This is a genomic window from Aeromonas jandaei (assembly GCF_037890695.1).
GTDB lineage: Bacteria > Pseudomonadota > Gammaproteobacteria > Enterobacterales > Aeromonadaceae > Aeromonas > Aeromonas jandaei.
The window spans coordinates 822,028-837,940 of sequence record NZ_CP149571.1 but is presented as its reverse complement, the minus strand read 5'-3'; the positions used below and the strand labels follow the sequence as shown (position 1 = coordinate 837,940).

Annotated in this window: 14 protein-coding genes; 4 read left to right on the top strand and 10 right to left on the bottom strand. The window is 57.6% G+C overall.

Annotated elements, in window-relative coordinates; all coding sequences use genetic code 11:
* Positions 1-7 precede the first annotated feature (7 nt).
* From mnmG to WE862_RS04085, 10 genes are all read right to left on the bottom strand, one after another.
* Entirely contained in the window at positions 8-1,897 is a 1,890-nt protein-coding gene (gene mnmG, locus WE862_RS04130) for a tRNA uridine-5-carboxymethylaminomethyl(34) synthesis enzyme MnmG (RefSeq protein WP_033115247.1), read from the bottom strand.
* A gap of 508 nt (positions 1,898-2,405) precedes the next feature.
* A complete protein-coding gene (gene mioC, locus WE862_RS04125) occupies positions 2,406-2,855 on the bottom strand; it encodes an FMN-binding protein MioC (protein WP_042031088.1) in 450 nt (149 codons plus the stop codon).
* A 413-nt stretch (positions 2,856-3,268) separates the two neighbouring features.
* Positions 3,269-4,630: a tRNA uridine-5-carboxymethylaminomethyl(34) synthesis GTPase MnmE gene (gene mnmE / locus WE862_RS04120; RefSeq protein ID WP_042031089.1), complete on the bottom strand. Its 1,362-nt coding sequence runs from the start codon at positions 4,628-4,630 to the stop codon at positions 3,269-3,271.
* Positions 4,631-4,740: 110 nt separating this feature from the next.
* The gene (gene yidC / locus WE862_RS04115; RefSeq protein WP_041210478.1) at positions 4,741-6,387 is read right to left on the bottom strand and encodes a membrane protein insertase YidC; all 1,647 of its coding nucleotides are present in this window, start codon (positions 6,385-6,387) and stop codon (positions 4,741-4,743) included.
* Between the two features lie 5 nt (positions 6,388-6,392).
* The gene (gene yidD, locus WE862_RS04110; protein WP_010672280.1) at positions 6,393-6,641 is read right to left on the bottom strand and encodes a membrane protein insertion efficiency factor YidD; all 249 of its coding nucleotides are present in this window, start codon (positions 6,639-6,641) and stop codon (positions 6,393-6,395) included.
* Positions 6,608-6,967, bottom strand: a complete 360-nt coding sequence (gene rnpA, locus WE862_RS04105; RefSeq protein WP_005342318.1) for a ribonuclease P protein component — start codon at positions 6,965-6,967, stop codon at positions 6,608-6,610. The genes yidD and rnpA overlap by 34 nt, the downstream gene beginning before the upstream one ends.
* Positions 6,967-7,101, bottom strand: a complete 135-nt coding sequence (rpmH, locus tag WE862_RS04100; protein WP_005307156.1) for a 50S ribosomal protein L34 — start codon at positions 7,099-7,101, stop codon at positions 6,967-6,969. The genes rnpA and rpmH overlap by 1 nt, the downstream gene beginning before the upstream one ends.
* A gap of 270 nt (positions 7,102-7,371) precedes the next feature.
* Positions 7,372-8,106 carry an amino acid ABC transporter ATP-binding protein gene (locus WE862_RS04095; protein ID WP_042031090.1) on the bottom strand — a complete coding sequence of 245 codons (735 nt, stop codon included), beginning with the start codon at positions 8,104-8,106 and terminating at the stop codon, positions 7,372-7,374.
* A 12-nt stretch (positions 8,107-8,118) separates the two neighbouring features.
* The gene (locus WE862_RS04090) at positions 8,119-8,787 is read right to left on the bottom strand and encodes an amino acid ABC transporter permease (protein ID WP_104016737.1); all 669 of its coding nucleotides are present in this window, start codon (positions 8,785-8,787) and stop codon (positions 8,119-8,121) included.
* Positions 8,788-9,546, bottom strand: coding sequence for an amino acid ABC transporter substrate-binding protein (locus WE862_RS04085; RefSeq protein ID WP_033115252.1), 759 nt, complete (start codon positions 9,544-9,546; stop codon positions 8,788-8,790).
* A 311-nt stretch (positions 9,547-9,857) separates the two neighbouring features.
* Between WE862_RS04085 and dnaA the strand changes: the two genes are divergently transcribed.
* From dnaA to gyrB, 4 genes are read left to right on the top strand one after another with little or no spacing between them, the layout of a single operon-like run.
* Entirely contained in the window at positions 9,858-11,234 is a 1,377-nt protein-coding gene (gene dnaA, locus WE862_RS04080; RefSeq protein ID WP_033115253.1) for a chromosomal replication initiator protein DnaA, read from the top strand.
* A 15-nt stretch (positions 11,235-11,249) separates the two neighbouring features.
* Complete coding sequence (dnaN, locus tag WE862_RS04075) at positions 11,250-12,353, top strand: DNA polymerase III subunit beta (RefSeq protein WP_042031091.1); 1,104 nt, start codon at positions 11,250-11,252, stop codon at positions 12,351-12,353.
* 2 nt (positions 12,354-12,355) lie between these two features.
* Positions 12,356-13,459: a DNA replication/repair protein RecF gene (gene recF, locus WE862_RS04070; protein WP_042031092.1), complete on the top strand. Its 1,104-nt coding sequence runs from the start codon at positions 12,356-12,358 to the stop codon at positions 13,457-13,459.
* Complete coding sequence (gyrB, locus tag WE862_RS04065; RefSeq protein WP_042031093.1) at positions 13,456-15,867, top strand: DNA topoisomerase (ATP-hydrolyzing) subunit B; 2,412 nt, start codon at positions 13,456-13,458, stop codon at positions 15,865-15,867. Before recF ends, gyrB begins: the two co-directional genes overlap by 4 nt.
* The last annotated feature ends 46 nt before the right edge of the window (positions 15,868-15,913 follow it).

The following is a 15,913-nucleotide window of genomic DNA, read 5'->3' as shown; positions in this document are numbered from 1 at the left end:
AGAATCCTCAGGCGGTTTTACGCAGCAGGCCGTGCTTTTTCAGGTGCACCAGCAGAATGGAGATGGCCGCCGGGGTGATGCCGGAGATGCGGGAAGCCTGACCGATGGTCTGCGGCTTGGCATCGTTGAGCTTGGCTTTCACCTCGTTGGAGAGGCCATTCACATCGCGATAGTCGAGATCCAGCGGCAACAGGGTGTTCTCGTTGCGCAGCTGCTTCTCAACTTCGTCCTGCTGACGATCGATGTAACCGGCGTACTTGATCTGGATTTCCACCTGCTCGGCAGCGGCAGGATCCGCCACAGCAGGGCCGATCCCGTCGATTGTCATCAGGGCATCGTAGGTCACTTCCGGACGGCGCAGCAGCTCTTCCAGGCTCTGTTCGCGCGTCAGCGGGGTGTTGACCAAGGCGTTGACCGCCTCCAGTGACGGATGCTGCGGGTGGATCCAGGTCGAGCGCATGCGCTGACGCTCCAATTCTACCTGTTCCATCTTGGCGTTGAACTTGCTCCAGCGCTCGTCATCCACCAGACCCAGCTCGCGACCAATAGTGGTCAGGCGGATATCGGCGTTGTCTTCACGCAGCAGCAGGCGATATTCGGCACGACTGGTGAACATGCGATAGGGCTCGCGGGTACCCAGGGTGGAGAGATCGTCCATCATCACGCCCATGTAGGCCTGATCCCGACGCGGATTCCAGGGATCCTTGTCCTGCGCACGCAGGGCCGCGTTCAGACCAGCCATCAGGCCTTGTGCCGCCGCCTCTTCGTAACCGGTCGTCCCGTTGATCTGGCCAGCGAAGAACAGGTTTGGAATGCACTTGCTCTCCATGTTGGCCTTGAGATCCCGCGGATCGAAGAAATCGTACTCGATGGCATAACCCGGGCGGGTGATGTGGGCATTCTCGAAGCCACGTACGGAGCGAACGATCTGCACCTGCACGTCAAACGGCAAGCTGGTGGAGATCCCGTTCGGGTAAAGCTCGTGGGTGGTCAGTCCTTCCGGCTCGACGAAGATCTGGTGCGCAGTCTTGTCGGCAAAGCGGGTGATCTTGTCCTCGATCGACGGGCAGTAGCGCGGGCCGATCCCTTCGATCACCCCGGCGTACATGGGGCTGCGATCCAGGTTATTGCGGATCACATCGTGGGTGCGCTCGTTGGTATGAGTTACGTAGCAAGGCACCTGACGGGGATGCTGGCTGGCATCACCGATGAAAGAGAATACCGGACGTGGATCGTCACCGTGCTGCTCCTGCATTACGGAGAAATCGACGCTGCGGGCATCGATACGGGGCGGTGTGCCGGTCTTGAGGCGATCGATGCGCAGCGGCAGTTCGCGCAGGCGCTGGGCGAGGGCGATCGAGGGAGGATCCCCGGCACGGCCGCCCTTGTAGTTCTCCATCCCGATATGGATCAAACCATTCAGGAAGGTGCCTACGGTCAGCACCACAGTCTTGCCGCTAATGCGGATCCCGCTCTGGGTCACCACACCGGCAACACGATCCCCGTCCATGATGAGATCGTCACAGGCTTGCTGGAAGATCTTCAGGTTGGGGTAGTTCTCCAGCATCTGGCGCACGACAGCCTTGTAAAGCAGGCGATCCGCCTGAGCGCGGGTAGCGCGTACTGCCGGCCCTTTGGATGAGTTGAGAGTGCGGAACTGGATCCCGCCAAGATCGATGGCACGCGCCATGATCCCGCCGAGAGCGTCAACTTCCTTGACCAGGTGTCCCTTGCCGATCCCGCCGATCGCCGGGTTGCAGGACATATGCCCCAGCGTATCGATATTGTGGGTCAGCAACAGGGTATTCATGCCCATACGGGCTGCCGCTGTTGCTGCTTCGGTTCCGGCATGACCGCCACCGACGACGATCACATCAAATTGTTCATGGTATTGCATTGGGATCACCTTGATCTGCACGCCTGAAGATCTGTATTTGCCTGGGCTAAAAGGCGGAACATTCTATCTGTTTCACGCCCTGAGGGGAACGTCTACTTAACGTTCAGTATGAAGAGAGGATCCACTAAATAGATCTTAAGGATCTTTAGATCGATCTTTTACTGGATCTTTTATTAGGATCAGCCAGATCTGTTGATAAGCACTTTTTGATCATAAAGATCATTCAGTTAAAGGCGATCCCAGCTTGTGGAAAAGCTTGGATCCTGGCTCCTTGAACCGTGGGACAACCCTGACTTTTATGCACAGTGCAAACCTGCACAAGATCTCATTCATAGGATAACTATAGGTTTTACAGAGGTTAAACCTGTAGTTATGCACATTTATATGGATTGCTGTGGGTAACCGTGTAGAACAACTTGGCAAGATCCAGCTGTTAATAACCTGGTGGATAGCCGATCTGGGGATAAGTCGGGAGATCGCACTTTTATTGCGGATCTCCCGTGAGTGATCAGGCGATCATGGTCATCCAGTTATGGATCCAGGCTTCTGCGGCATCTTCCGGTATCTCGTAACGGGTTACATCGATGTCGAGTCGTTCGCCGATCCGGCTGGCTCCGCACTCGGCCAACAGCCGATCCACTGTCTTGCCGCCCTGACAAAAGGTGTCATAACTGCTGTCACCAAGGGCGATCACTCCATATTTCAGTGAGTTAAGATCCGGATGCTGCTCGGCAAGATCCTTGGCGAAGGGCTGCAGGTTGTCGGGCACATCCCCGGCACCATGGGTGGAAGTGACCACCAGCAGGATGGATCCGGGCTCATCCAGTACCTCGGTCAGCTTGGCCGGGTTGTGGATCCGGGTCTGGTGACCCGCCTGTTCCAGCAGATTGGCCACATGATCGGCGACATATTCGGCGGCCCCCAGCATGGAACCGACGACGATATTGAGTTTTGCCATGGAATGGATCCTGATTCAGAGAAAAGAGGCGAAGCCGGATTCTAACTCCAAAGGATGTGGATAAATATGGATAAAGCTTGGGGATAATGGATCCACTCAGAGATAGCTGTGGATCTTGTCTCTGTAAGATTCGCCGAGTGGCGTTGTTGAGCGGATGAAATAAAAGAGGCTTGTCAGGAGCCTTGGTTTCATTTCCCGATGGCATCTTAATGCGGCTGGGCTCTTTCTACTTCTTTTTCAGCAAGTGCTTGAGGATGTGAAATGGTGGGAATTTTCCTTTATTGCACGATATAAAGCGGCGGTTAGGGGGCGCTTACTTCATGTGGTGCCTGCGTCGCCTCTAGGTTTGTGGACGAAAAATGCACAAAAAAGCCCGGGACGAACCCGGGCTTTTTGTTGTCTGCGGTACCAGCTTACTTGCCGATGCAGAAGCTGGAGAAGATGCGGCCCAGCAGATCGTCGGAGCTGAATTCGCCGGTAATCTCGGAGAGGGACTCCTGCGCCAGGCGCAGCTCTTCGGCCACCAGCTCGCCAGCCACGAACACTTCCAGCTGCTCCTTGGCCACCAGCAGGCGCTCGGCGGCGCGCTCCAGCGCATCCAGATGGCGACGGCGGGCCATAAAGCCCCCTTCGGTGTTGCCCTGGAAGCCCATGCAGGCTTTCAGGTGCTCGCGCAGGGCGGGCAGCCCCAGCTCGGTCTTGGCGGAGATGCGATAGACGGCGTGGCCCTGCTCCTGGCTCGGTGCCAGATCCTCGCCGGTCAGGTCGGCCTTGTTGCGAATGACGGTGAGGCCGATGTTTTTTGGCAACCGATCAACAAATTCTGGCCAGATTTCGCGCGGGTCGACCGCATCCGTGGTAGTGCCATCCACCATGAACAGCACCCGATCGGCCTGTTCGATCTCGGCCCAGGCGCGCTCGATACCGATCTGCTCCACCTTGTCTTGGGTGTCGCGCAGGCCGGCTGTGTCGATGATATGCAGCGGCATACCATCGAGATGGATGTGCTCGCGCAACACGTCGCGGGTGGTACCGGCAATCTCGGTAACGATGGCTGACTCACGGCCTGCCAGGGCGTTGAGCAGGCTCGATTTGCCGGCGTTGGGACGACCGGCGATCACCACCTTCATCCCTTCCCGCAGCAGGGCGCCCTGCTTGGCTTCACCACGCACGTCGTCCAGCTCGGACATGATGGCGTAGAGGTCGCCCGCCACTTTGCCATCGGAGAGGAAGTCGATCTCCTCGTCCGGGAAGTCGATGGCCGCTTCCACATAGATGCGCAGCCGGGTCAGGTTTTCCACCAGCTGCTGGATCTTGCTGGAGAACTGCCCCTGCAGGGAGTGCATGGCGCTGCGGGCAGCCTGTTCGTTGGAGGCTTCGATCAGGTCGGCAATCGCCTCGGCCTGGGCCAGATCCAGCTTGTCGTTGATGAAGGCGCGCTCGCTGAACTCGCCGGGGCGGGCAGGGCGGATCCCTTCAATTTGCAGAATCCGGCGGATCAGCATGTCCATGATGACGGGGCCGCCGTGGCCCTGCAGCTCCAGCACATCTTCGCCGGTAAAGCTGTTGGGGGCCTTGAACAGCAGGGCTATGCCCTGATCCAGTACTTCGCCTTGCTCATCCCTGAACGGCAGATATTCGGCGTAGCGTACCCGCGGGCACTTGCCGAGCACTATCTCGGCAACCTGTTCGGCGGCGGGGCCGGATACCCGGACTATGCCGACGCCACCACGGCCGGGGGCGGTGGCCTGGGCCACGATCGTATCTGTAGTCATCTTGCTTGGCTCGTTTGTTCGCTGATAGGAAAACGTAGTGGGAGACATTGTAATAAAAAAGGCGGCCAGAAGGCCGCCTCTTTTGTCATCACGGGAAGATTAGCTGCGCATCAGTTGCGAGTGTGCAGGCCTTTCTTCTCCAGCTGACGATAGATGATGGTCTGCTGGGTGATGGAGATAACGTTGCTCACCAGCCAGTAGAGAGTCAGGCCTGCCGGGAACCAGAGGAACATGAAAGTGAAGATGATCGGCATGAACTGCATCACTTTCTGCTGCATCGGGTCGGTCACGGTGGTCGGGCTCATCTTCTGCAGATACCACATGGAGGCACCCATGAGGATTGGCAGCACGAAGAAGGGATCCTTCACTGACAGGTCGGTGATCCACAGGGCGAACGGCGCGTGGCGCAGCTCAACAGACTCCATCAGTGCCCAGTAGAGGGCAATGAAGATGGGCATCTGAACCAGGATCGGCAGACAGCCACCCAGCGGGTTGACCTTCTCCTTCTTGTACAGCTCCATCATGCCTTGAGACATCTTCTGGCGATCGTCGCCGAAGCGCTCGCGCAGGGCCGCAATCTTGGGTTGCAGCATGCGCATCTTGGCCATGGAGGTGTACTGGGCCTTGGTCAGCGGGAACATGATTCCGCGCACCAGCAGGGTCAGCATGATGATGGCCACACCCCAGTTCTGGACGAAACCGTGGAACACGGTCAGCAGCCAGTGCAGCGGTTGGGCGATAAACCACAGCCAGCCGTAATCGACGGTCAGGTCGAGGTGGTTTGCCACCTTGGCCATCTGGTCTTGCAGCTTGGGACCAACCCACAGTTTGCTGGTCACTTCGGCCTGTTGACCGGCGGCCACGTCAACCATCGGTGCCTTGTAACCGATGATGGCCTGGCCTTTGCCCGGGATCACACGGCTGTAGAAGCTGTTGGTATCGTTTGCGTTCGGAGCCCAAGCAGAGACGAAGTAGTGTTGCAGCATGGCGACCCAACCACCCTTGGTGGTCTTGCTCAGGTCGGCATCCTTCATCTCGTCGAAGGTGTACTTCTTGTAGCGGGTATCTTCAGTGGAGAAGGCTCCGCCGCGGTAAGCACTGGCTACCATGGCATGGCCTTGCTGGTCTTTCGGAGTCGCCACGGTCTGCTTCAGCTGACCGTAGAACTGCACCTGTACCGGCTCGGCGGATTTGTTGTCGATCTTGTAGTCGACGCCAACGGCATAGTCACCACGCTTGAGGATGAACTCCTTGGTGAAGACAACGCCCTTGCTGTCGGTCCAGGTCATCGGTACGACGACTTGATCCTGACCATCGGCCAGCTGGTAGCTGGTCTGGGCGGCTTCATAGGTGGGACGACCCTGGGCCTGGCTGTCAGGACCATCGCGACCAACCAGACCGCTCTGGGCAACATAAAGATGCTCAGGCTGGCTGGTCAGCAGTACGAACGGTTGATCCTTGCCTTCTTCCAGCTTGTGGGCCAGCAGTTCAGCAGAGACGATGTCGCCACCCTGGGTATCCAGAGTCAGCTTGAGCACGTCGGAGGAGACGGTGATCAGCTTGCGTGCGGCAGTCGCATTGGCTTGCTCGGAAACCTGAGGAATATCACCGGATTGACCGGCTTCAGGTACGAAATGTTCGGTTTGGGCCACGGTAGTCGGGGCCGGCTTGGGAGCCTTGTCGGACTCCCACTGTTGCCAGAGCAAAAAGCTCACGAACAGCAAACCGATCAGGAGTAGATTGCGTTGTGATTCCATAGTCTTCAGTTTCTTCGCTTTGGTTGCGGAACCGGGTCATAACCACCCTCGGATAAGGGATGGCATTTTAATAGACGTTTGCTGGCTAACCAAACGCCTTTTATGAAACCGTGAAGTCGGATTGCTTCTATCGCAAATTGGGAACAAGTCGGGGTAAAACGGCAGCGCGGCCCCAGCAGGGGACTAATGATTAGCTGATACAGACGTATCAGTTTGATAGCTACCCATTGCAACGGCGTGACAGAGTGCGCCATAGCTTTTCCAGTAACTTGAACAGTTCCTCGTTATCCATCTCTTTCACACCGGCCTTGGCGATCACCACGATGTCGATAGCGGGCAGCTGATGTTGTTTGAGGCGGAAACTTTCCCGAACCACCCGTTTGACACGGTTACGCCAAACGGCACGCTTGAGTGCTTTTTTGGGCACAGCGAGACCAAGACGAGGGTGTTCGAGCGAATTGGGAGAGGCGAGAAGAGTAATCTGCGGAGAGGCGGCCCGGACAGGCTCGGCGAAAACGCGTTTGAAGTGTTCGGGAGTTAACAGACGTAACTCCCGAGAGAAGGTGTGCTGGGTAGGCATTAGACTACCAGGCGGGCACGACCCTTGGCACGACGAGCGGCCAGAACTTTACGACCGTTGGCAGTTGCCATGCGGGCGCGGAAACCGTGAGAGCGCTTGCGCTTCAGGTTGGACGGTTGAAAAGTACGTTTCATGATTCGATTCCGTATTACTGTACAGTTTTGATTGTCACACTTAGCCGACGCGCCAGCTATAGCGTGTGACGACTAGCAAAAGAGGCCGAATTCTAAACAGAGTTCGGCTTTTAGTCAATCCGCCGTTCCCTCTCATCCTGCGGTGGCCCTGAAAAGGCTACTGCCGAGCGTGAGGATCCAGAGGATCGAGGGCTCCGGATTATACTGGCAACCCGGGGTTAAACAAGGGATCCCTCAATAAAAAAGGCGGCCAGGCCGCCAAAGAGAGAGCTATTTAAGGACTTTCCGCAAGAACTCCCGGGTACGGGGATCCTTGGGATCGACCAATATCTGATCCGGCGGGCCCTGCTCGACGATCCGGCCACCTTCCATGAAGATCACCCTATCGGCCACATCCCGTGCGAATTCAATCTCGTGGGTCACCACCACCATGGTCTGGTGCTGGCTAGCCAGCTTTTTCATCAGCCCGAGCACTTCATCGACCCATTCCGGATCGAGCGCCGAGGTGGGCTCGTCAAACAGGATTACCTTGGAGTGGGCCGCCATGGCCCGACCGATGCCTACCCGTTGCTGCTGGCCGCCGGAGAGGGAGGCCGGATAGGCGTCCCGCTTGTCGGCAAGACCTATATCCTCAAGGATGCCGAGGGCGGTAGCACGGGCTTCCGCTTTTGGCTGTTTCCAGACAGTGATCAGCCCTTCGGCGATGTTGTCCAGCGCCGTCTTGTTGGCAAACAGGGCGTAGTTCTGGAACACGAAGGAGGCGCGCTTGCGCAGCTCGATGGCCTGCTGCTCGCTGGCATTTGCCAGATTGAGCTGCAGATCGTCGATGGCAAGCGAACCCGCATCCGGGGTCTCCAGCAGGTTCAGGCAGCGCAGCAGAGTCGACTTGCCGGTGCCGGAGGGGCCGATAATGACCACTATCTCCCCCTTCTTTACCTCCAGATCGATACCGTTGAGCACCTGATTGCCGTGATATGCCTTGGAGAGGCCGGTTAGCTTGATCATGAGAGCCCTCCTTTAATAGGCACGGTTGAGACGAATTTCCAGCAGGTGCTGCAAGCGGGTGAAGAAGATGACCACAACCCAGTAGATAAGCGCCACCGCCATAAAGCTCTCGAAGAACTTGAAGGAGGAGGAGGCTTCCATCTGCGCCTTGCCCATGATCTCGGCCACACCGAGGGTAAAGGCCAGCGAGGTGCTCTTGATCATGTCGATGAAGTAGTTCATCAGCGACGGGGTGGCTATGCGTGCCGCCTGCGGCAGAATGATCCGCTGCATCGCCTGTAGCCGGCTCATGCCGATGCTGAGCGCCGCCTCCATCTGACTTTTATGGATACCCAGGATCGACGCTCTGATCGACTCGGCCATGTAGGCGGCAAAGTGGAGGGTCAGACCTATGATGGCGGCGGTAAAGGCATCCATCCCGGAAAATACGTGGAACAGTTGTGGCAGCCCGTAATAGAGCAGGAACAGCTGGACGAGCAGCGGTGTACCCCGAAAGAACGAGATATATAGCATCGCCAGCCAGTGGATCACGGGGATGCGAAAGACCCGTACTATCGCCAGGGCCAGCGACAGTACGAGTGCCAACGCGAATCCCCACAGGGCCATCTCCATCGTGGTGCCCAGATATTTGAGCAGGATGGGAAACAGCCCCAGGGTGTACTCGATATCGAAGTGCATCATTTATTTGTCGGTGATGTCGGACGCGAACCATTTCTCGGAGATTTGACGCAGGGAGCCATCCTTGCGCATGGCGGTCAGAGCCTCATCGACCTTTTTCAGCAGCGCCTGCTTCTCTGGGGTCTTCAGGAAGGGCAGGGCGTTCTCGATGGTTTCGAACGGTGCGCCAGCCTGTTGCAGCGGCAGCTTGGACTCCTTGATCAGCTGGGCGGTGGAGACGCGGTCCATCACGAAGGCGTCGATGCGGCCCAGCGCGACATCCTGTTCGAAGGCGGAGTCATAGGTGCGGATATCGATCTTGTGGTTCGGATCGTTCTTGCGCAGCAGCTCTTCAAAGTTGGAGCCAAGGTTGACCGCGACCTTCTTGCCTTCCAGATCCTTGATGCCGTGGATGGTGTTGTTGCCCTGACGGACCACGATCTGGGCGCCGTCATAGACGTAGGGCTGGGAAAAGTCGTACTTCGCTTTGCGCTCGTCGGTGATGGTGATCTGGTTGGAGATGGTATCGACACGGCCGGTTTCCAGCATGCCGAACAGGCCGGAGAAGCTGGCGGTCACGAACTCGACCTTGTAGCCGGTGCGTTCGCCGATCTGGTTCCACATATCCACTTCAAAGCCCTGCAGCTTGTCCTGCTTGACGAAAGTGAACGGGAAGTACTTGCCGGACATGCCGACCTTGATGGTCTCCTGGGCGATGGCCTGACCAGACAGGGTAGCTAACAGGATGGCTGCGCCGGAAATAAGCTTGATGGAAGTTTTCATGGGGGTTCTCTCTCTAAATGTCTTGTATTTGTAGTTGTAATAACTGCTTTGGCGCTGATGTTATTGGAATAAAATTTAAAAAATAAATGACATTTGGTTATATGAAATAACAGGAGTGCAGCACGAGATCCGCCAGTTGCAGCAGTGGATCAAGCTGTGGGTAACTTTGGGGATGAAAGATGATCCGGAGGCGCTGGATCCTTGAAAGTCAAGGATCTTATTTGCTGGATCCGTGGGGGCACGGCTGGAGATCCGGCGGCTAAAAACGTAGAATAGCCGGTCTTTAGTTAATCAATCGACAGGAGTTTAGAGTGACTGCTTCGCTATGGCAGCAGTGCCTTAACCGGCTGCAAGATGAGTTGCCCTCGGCAGAATTCAGCATGTGGATCCGGCCGCTTCAAGCGGAGTTGAGTGACAATACTCTGACCCTGTATGCACCGAATCGCTTCGTTCTGGACTGGGTACGAGACAAGTACCTCATCCGGGTGAACGGCATCATTAACGAACTTTGCGGGGTCGATGGCCCCGCCCTGCGTTTTGATATTGGCAATCGTCCCCACCCCGTCACCGTCGCTGCAAGCAGAGCGCCGGCGCAGGGTGCTGCGCCTGTGAATAACTTGCAGAAGAGCTGGGAAAGCAAGCCCGAAACCAAGCCCGAGCCGAATCACAAGAGCAACACCAACGTGAACTATACCTTCGAGAATTTCGTCGAGGGTAAGTCCAACCAGTTGGCTCGTGCGGCGGCCCGTCAGGTGGCGGACAATCCGGGTGGCGCTTACAACCCGCTGTTCCTCTATGGCGGTACCGGTTTGGGTAAAACCCACCTGCTGCACGCCGTTGGCAATGCCATCAAGGAGAGCAAAAAAGATGCGAAAGTCATCTATATGCACTCCGAGCGGTTCGTGCAGGACATGGTGAAAGCGCTGCAAAACAACGCCATTGAAGAGTTCAAGCGTTACTACCGCAGCGTCGATGCCCTGCTCATCGATGACATCCAGTTCTTCGCCAACAAGGAGCGCTCCCAGGAGGAGTTCTTCCATACCTTCAACGCCTTGCTCGAAGGCAACCAGCAGATCATCCTCACCTCGGATCGCTATCCGAAAGAGATCAACGGTGTCGAGGATCGCCTCAAGTCCCGCTTCGGCTGGGGCCTGACCGTGGCGATCGAACCGCCGGAGCTGGAGACTCGCGTCGCCATCCTGATGCGCAAGGCGGACGAGAACCAGATCCACCTGCCGGACGAAGTGGCTTTCTTCATTGCCAAACGGCTGCGCTCCAACGTCCGTGAACTGGAAGGGGCTCTCAACCGGGTAATCGCCAACGCCAACTTTACCGGTCGCGCCATCAATATCGACTTCGTACGCGAAGCGCTGCGCGATCTGCTGGCGTTGCAGGAGAAGCTGGTCACCATCGACAATATCCAGAAGACGGTGGCGGAGTACTACAAGATCAAGCTTGCGGATCTGCTCTCCAAGCGCCGTTCCCGCTCCGTGGCCCGCCCGCGCCAGCTGGCGATGGCTCTGGCCAAGGAGCTGACCAATCACAGTTTGCCGGAGATAGGTGATGCCTTTGGTGGCCGTGACCATACCACCGTTCTTCATGCCTGCCGCAAGATCGAGCAGCTGAAGGAGGAGAGTCACGACATCAAGGAGGACTACTCCAACCTGATCCGTACCCTTTCTTCCTGATAACGGAGAGCACAGATGCAGCTCGAAATTAGCCGTGAGGCCCTGTTACGTCCTCTGCAACTGGTGTCCGGTGCCCTGGGTGGCCGACCGACCCTGCCGATCCTCGGCAACGTGCTGCTTGATGTCAGCAACGGTCTGCTGTCGCTGACCGGTACCGATCTCGAAGTAGAGATGATCGGTCAGGTCTATCTGAATGGTGCCAGTGAAGATGGCCGCACCACTGTGCCGGCGCGCAAGTTGCTGGACATCTGCCGTGGTCTGCCGGAAGGCGCCGAGATCCGTCTCAATACCGAAGGCGATCGCCTGATCATCCGTTCCGGCCGTTCCCGTTTCAATTTGTCGACCCTGCCGGCGACCGAGTATCCGAACATCGAGGATTGGGAGTCCGTGCTCGAGTTCGATATCAGCCAGCTGGAGCTGAAGAAGCTGATCGACGCAACCCAGTTCTCCATGGCCAGCCAGGATGTGCGTTACTACCTGAACGGCATGCTGTTCGAGAGCGAAGGTCACGGTCTGCGTACCGTAGCGACCGACGGTCACCGTCTGGCCACCTGCCGCCGCGAGGTAGTGGGGGAATCGCTGCCCGATCATCAGGTTATCCTGCCGCGCAAAGGGGTGCTGGAGCTGGTGCGTCTGCTGGAAGCGGAAGAGAAGCCGGTGCGACTGCAGATCGGTCGCAGCAACTTGCGTGCCGCTCTCGACGGCTTCATCTTCACCTCCAAGCTGGTGGATGGCCGTTTCCCGGACTGGCGTCGGGTCATTCCGCGCAACAGCGACAAGGCCCTGATTGCCGGCCGTGAGGATCTGCGTCAGGCGTTTGCCCGCGCTGCGATTCTCTCCAACGAAAAATTCCGTGGGGTGCGTCTCAATCTGCAGGAAAACCTGCTGCGCATCACCGCCAACAACCCGGAACAGGAAGAAGCGGAAGAGCTGCTTGACGTACAATACGCTGCTGGCGAGATGGAGATCGGATTCAACGTCTCTTATGTGCTGGACGTGCTGAATACGTTAAAATGTGAGCAAATCCGGGTTAGCCTGAGCGATTCCGTCAGCAGCGCCATTATTGAGGATTTTGAAAATCAGGATGCTCAGTACGTGGTAATGCCGATGCGGATCTAGTCGTGTCTCTGGTCAAACTCCAGCTCAGCGACTTTCGCAATATCCAGCAAGCCAGTCTCGCGTTGTCACCCGGCCTCAATATTCTGGTCGGGTGCAATGGCAGCGGCAAGACCAGCGTGCTGGAAGCCATTCACTACCTTGGTCTGGGGCGCTCCTTTCGCACTCATCTGACCGGGCGGGTTATCCGCCAGGGGGAGAGGGCGTTTACCCTGTTTGCCCAGTGCGAACTGGATGGGCGTCAGGTGCCTATCGGTCTTGCCAAGGACAAGAGTGGCGAGACCCAGCTCAAGATTGCCGGAGCACAGGCGCAGCGATTGGCCGATCTGGCCGAACTGCTGCCGGTGCAACTCATCCATCCGGATGGCTTCAATCTGCTGACCGGGGGGCCGCAGGCTCGTCGGGCCTGGCTCGATTGGGGGGTGTTTCATCAGGAACCCACCTTCTTCGCCCTCTGGGGTCGGGTGCGGCGGCTGCTGAAACAGCGCAATGCGCTGCTGCGCCAGAGCACCCAATATCGCCAGCTGGCGTTCTGGGATCAGGAGCTGGTGCGGTTGGGTGGTGAACTGGCAGGCTTTCGCGCCAGTTATTGTCAGGCCATTACGCCCCTGATCAAGGATATGACGGCGGATTTCCTGCCGGAATTCGATATCAGTCTTGGTTTTTTCCGGGGCTGGGAGAAAGATACCCCCCTCAACGAACTGCTGGAGGCGGGGTTTGAGCGGGATCGGGCGCTGGGCTACACCGGTGTCGGTCCGCAGAAAGCCGATGTTCGCCTCAAGGCGAACGGGGTGCCTGCTCAGGATATTTTGTCCCGGGGTCAGCTCAAGCTGCTGGTTTGTGCCATGCGCTTGGCCCAAGGGCTCTATTTGAATCAACATAGCAGCCGTGGCTGTATTTTTTTAATTGACGATTTTGCCTCTGAACTGGATGTCGAGAAGCGTCGCCTCCTGGCCGCAAGGCTGAAGCAGTGCGCGTCCCAGGTGTTTATCACCGCCATCGATACCGGTCAGCTCGCAGACATGATGGATGCGAATGACTGCAAGTTGTTCCACGTGGAACAAGGCAAGATCTCCGAAACGTTAGAGAAGGCAGAGAGTAAGCTATGAGTGAAAATACTTACGACTCCTCGAATATCAAGGTGCTGAAGGGCCTGGATGCGGTCCGCAAGCGCCCGGGGATGTATATCGGCGATACGGATGATGGCTCGGGTCTGCACCACATGGTGTTCGAAGTCGTCGATAACTCCATTGACGAGGCGCTCGCTGGCTACTGCTCCGATATTCAGGTCAAGATCCATTCCGATGGCTCCGTCTCCGTGCGCGATAACGGCCGTGGTATTCCGGTCGATATTCACCCGGAAGAGGGCCGCTCCGCTGCCGAAGTCATCATGACCGTGCTGCACGCTGGCGGTAAGTTCGATGACAACTCCTACAAGGTTTCCGGTGGTCTGCACGGCGTCGGCGTCTCCGTTGTTAACGCGCTCTCTGACAAGCTGCTGCTGACCATTCGTCGTAATGGCCACGTCTACGAACAGACCTATCATCTGGGTGAGCCGCAGGCTCCGCTCAAGCAGATCGGTGACAGCACTGGCACCGGTACCGAAGTACGCTTCTGGCCGAGCCCGACTATCTTCAGCGACACCCTGTTCCACTACGAGATCCTGGCCAAGCGCCTGCGCGAACTCTCCTTCCTCAACTCCGGCGTTTCCATCCGTCTGATGGATGAGCGTGATGGCCGCGAGGCGCACTTCTGCTACGAAGGCGGTATCAAGGCGTTCGTTGAGTACCTGAACCAGAACAAAACCCCGATCCACCCGAAGGTGTTCCACTTCACCACCGAACAGGATGGCATCGGTGTGGAAGTCGCGATGCAGTGGAATGACGCCTATCAGGAAGGGGTCTACTGCTTCACCAACAACATTCCGCAGCGCGATGGTGGTACCCACCTCGTTGGTTTCCGTACCGCGCTGACCCGTACCCTCAACTCCTACATGGAGAAAGAGGACTACAGCAAGAAGGCCAAATCTGCCGCCAGCGGTGATGACGTGCGTGAAGGTCTGATTGCCGTTATCTCCGTCAAGGTGCCGGATCCCAAGTTTTCCTCCCAGACCAAGGACAAGCTGGTCTCTTCCGAAGTGAAGACTGCTGTCGAGCAGGCGATGGGTGAGAAGCTGGCCGACTTCCTGCTGGAAAACCCGGGCGATGCCAAGATCGTGGTCAACAAGATCATCGATGCGGCCCGTGCCCGTGAAGCAGCCCGCAAGGCCCGCGAACTGACCCGCCGCAAAGGCGCGCTGGATATCGCCGGTCTGCCCGGCAAGCTGGCTGACTGTCAGGAAAAAGACCCGGCTCTCTCCGAACTCTACATAGTGGAAGGGGACTCTGCTGGCGGTTCCGCCAAGCAGGGTCGCAACCGTAAGAACCAGGCCATTCTGCCGCTCAAGGGCAAGATCCTGAACGTGGAGAAGGCCCGTTTCGACAAGATGATCTCCTCGCAAGAGGTGGGCACCCTGATCACCGCACTGGGCTGCGGTATCGGTCGCGACGAGTACAACCCGGACAAGCTGCGTTATCACAACATCATCATCATGACCGATGCGGACGTCGATGGTGCGCACATCCGAACCCTGCTGCTGACCTTCTTCTATCGTCAGATGCCGGAAATCATCGAACGTGGCTATGTCTACATTGCCCAGCCGCCGCTCTACAAGGTGAAGAAGGGCAAGCAGGAGCAGTATCTGAAAGACGAAGATGCGCTGCTGCAATACCAGACCGCCATGGCGCTGGATGGTGCGACCCTGCACGTCAACGAGTCTGCCCCGGCCATCGGTGGCGAGGCGCTGGAGCGTCTGGTCAACCAGCATCGCTCGGTGACTCACCTGATCACCCGAATGTCTCGTCGTGCGCCGGAAGCGGTTCTGACCCAGCTGATCTATCAGCCGGAGCTGAACGAAGCGCTGCTGAACAGCGAGAGCGATCTGCTGGCCTGGTGTCAGGGTATGGAAGCCGTGCTCAACGAGAGCAACCAGGGTATCCAGTATCAGATGCAGGTTCGCCGCGATGAAGAGCGCCGCCTGTTCGTGCCGCATGCCGTGGTACGTCAGCACGGTGTCGACCGCGAATATCCGATCAGCTACGACTTCCTGCAATCCTCCGAGTACCGTCAGCTGGTCTCGCTGGGCAAGGAGATCGCCAACCTGATCGAGGAAGGTGGTTACATCAAGCGTGGCGAGAAGGTGAAGCCGGTCTCCAGCTTCGTCGAAGCGGTCGAGTGGCTGATGGGCGAAGGCAAACGCGGCATCTACATCCAGCGCTACAAAGGGCTGGGCGAGATGAACCCAGACCAGCTGTGGGAAACCACCATGGATCCGGAAGCCCGTCGCATGCTGCGCGTCACCATCGACGACGCCGTCGGTGCCGACCAGCTCTTCTCCACCCTGATGGGTGATGCAGTAGAGCCACGTCGCGACTTTATCGAGACCAACGCCCTGCGCGTAGCCAACCTCGACGTCTAATCAGACTCGCTGATTGCAATAAAAAGCCGCTCACAAGAGCGGCTTT

Excerpts from the sequence above, each read along its gene's own strand:
- mnmG (WP_033115247.1), bottom strand. The coding sequence starts at position 1,897 with ATGCAATACCATGAACAATTTGATGTGATCGTCGTCGGTGGCGGTCAT.
- mioC (WP_042031088.1), bottom strand. The coding sequence starts at position 2,855 with ATGGCAAAACTCAATATCGTCGTCGGTTCCATGCTGGGGGCCGCCGAA.
- mnmE (WP_042031089.1), bottom strand. The coding sequence starts at position 4,630 with ATGACTACAGATACGATCGTGGCCCAGGCCACCGCCCCCGGCCGTGGT.
- yidC (WP_041210478.1), bottom strand. The coding sequence starts at position 6,387 with ATGGAATCACAACGCAATCTACTCCTGATCGGTTTGCTGTTCGTGAGC.
- yidD (WP_010672280.1), bottom strand. The coding sequence starts at position 6,641 with ATGGCGCACTCTGTCACGCCGTTGCAATGGGTAGCTATCAAACTGATA.
- rnpA (WP_005342318.1), bottom strand. The coding sequence starts at position 6,967 with ATGCCTACCCAGCACACCTTCTCTCGGGAGTTACGTCTGTTAACTCCC.
- rpmH (WP_005307156.1), bottom strand. The coding sequence starts at position 7,101 with ATGAAACGTACTTTTCAACCGTCCAACCTGAAGCGCAAGCGCTCTCAC.
- WE862_RS04095 (WP_042031090.1), bottom strand. The coding sequence starts at position 8,106 with ATGATCAAGCTAACCGGCCTCTCCAAGGCATATCACGGCAATCAGGTG.
- WE862_RS04090 (WP_104016737.1), bottom strand. The coding sequence starts at position 8,787 with ATGATGCACTTCGATATCGAGTACACCCTGGGGCTGTTTCCCATCCTG.
- WE862_RS04085 (WP_033115252.1), bottom strand. The coding sequence starts at position 9,546 with ATGAAAACTTCCATCAAGCTTATTTCCGGCGCAGCCATCCTGTTAGCT.
- dnaN (WP_042031091.1), top strand. The coding sequence starts at position 11,250 with ATGCAGCTCGAAATTAGCCGTGAGGCCCTGTTACGTCCTCTGCAACTG.
- gyrB (WP_042031093.1), top strand. The coding sequence starts at position 13,456 with ATGAGTGAAAATACTTACGACTCCTCGAATATCAAGGTGCTGAAGGGC.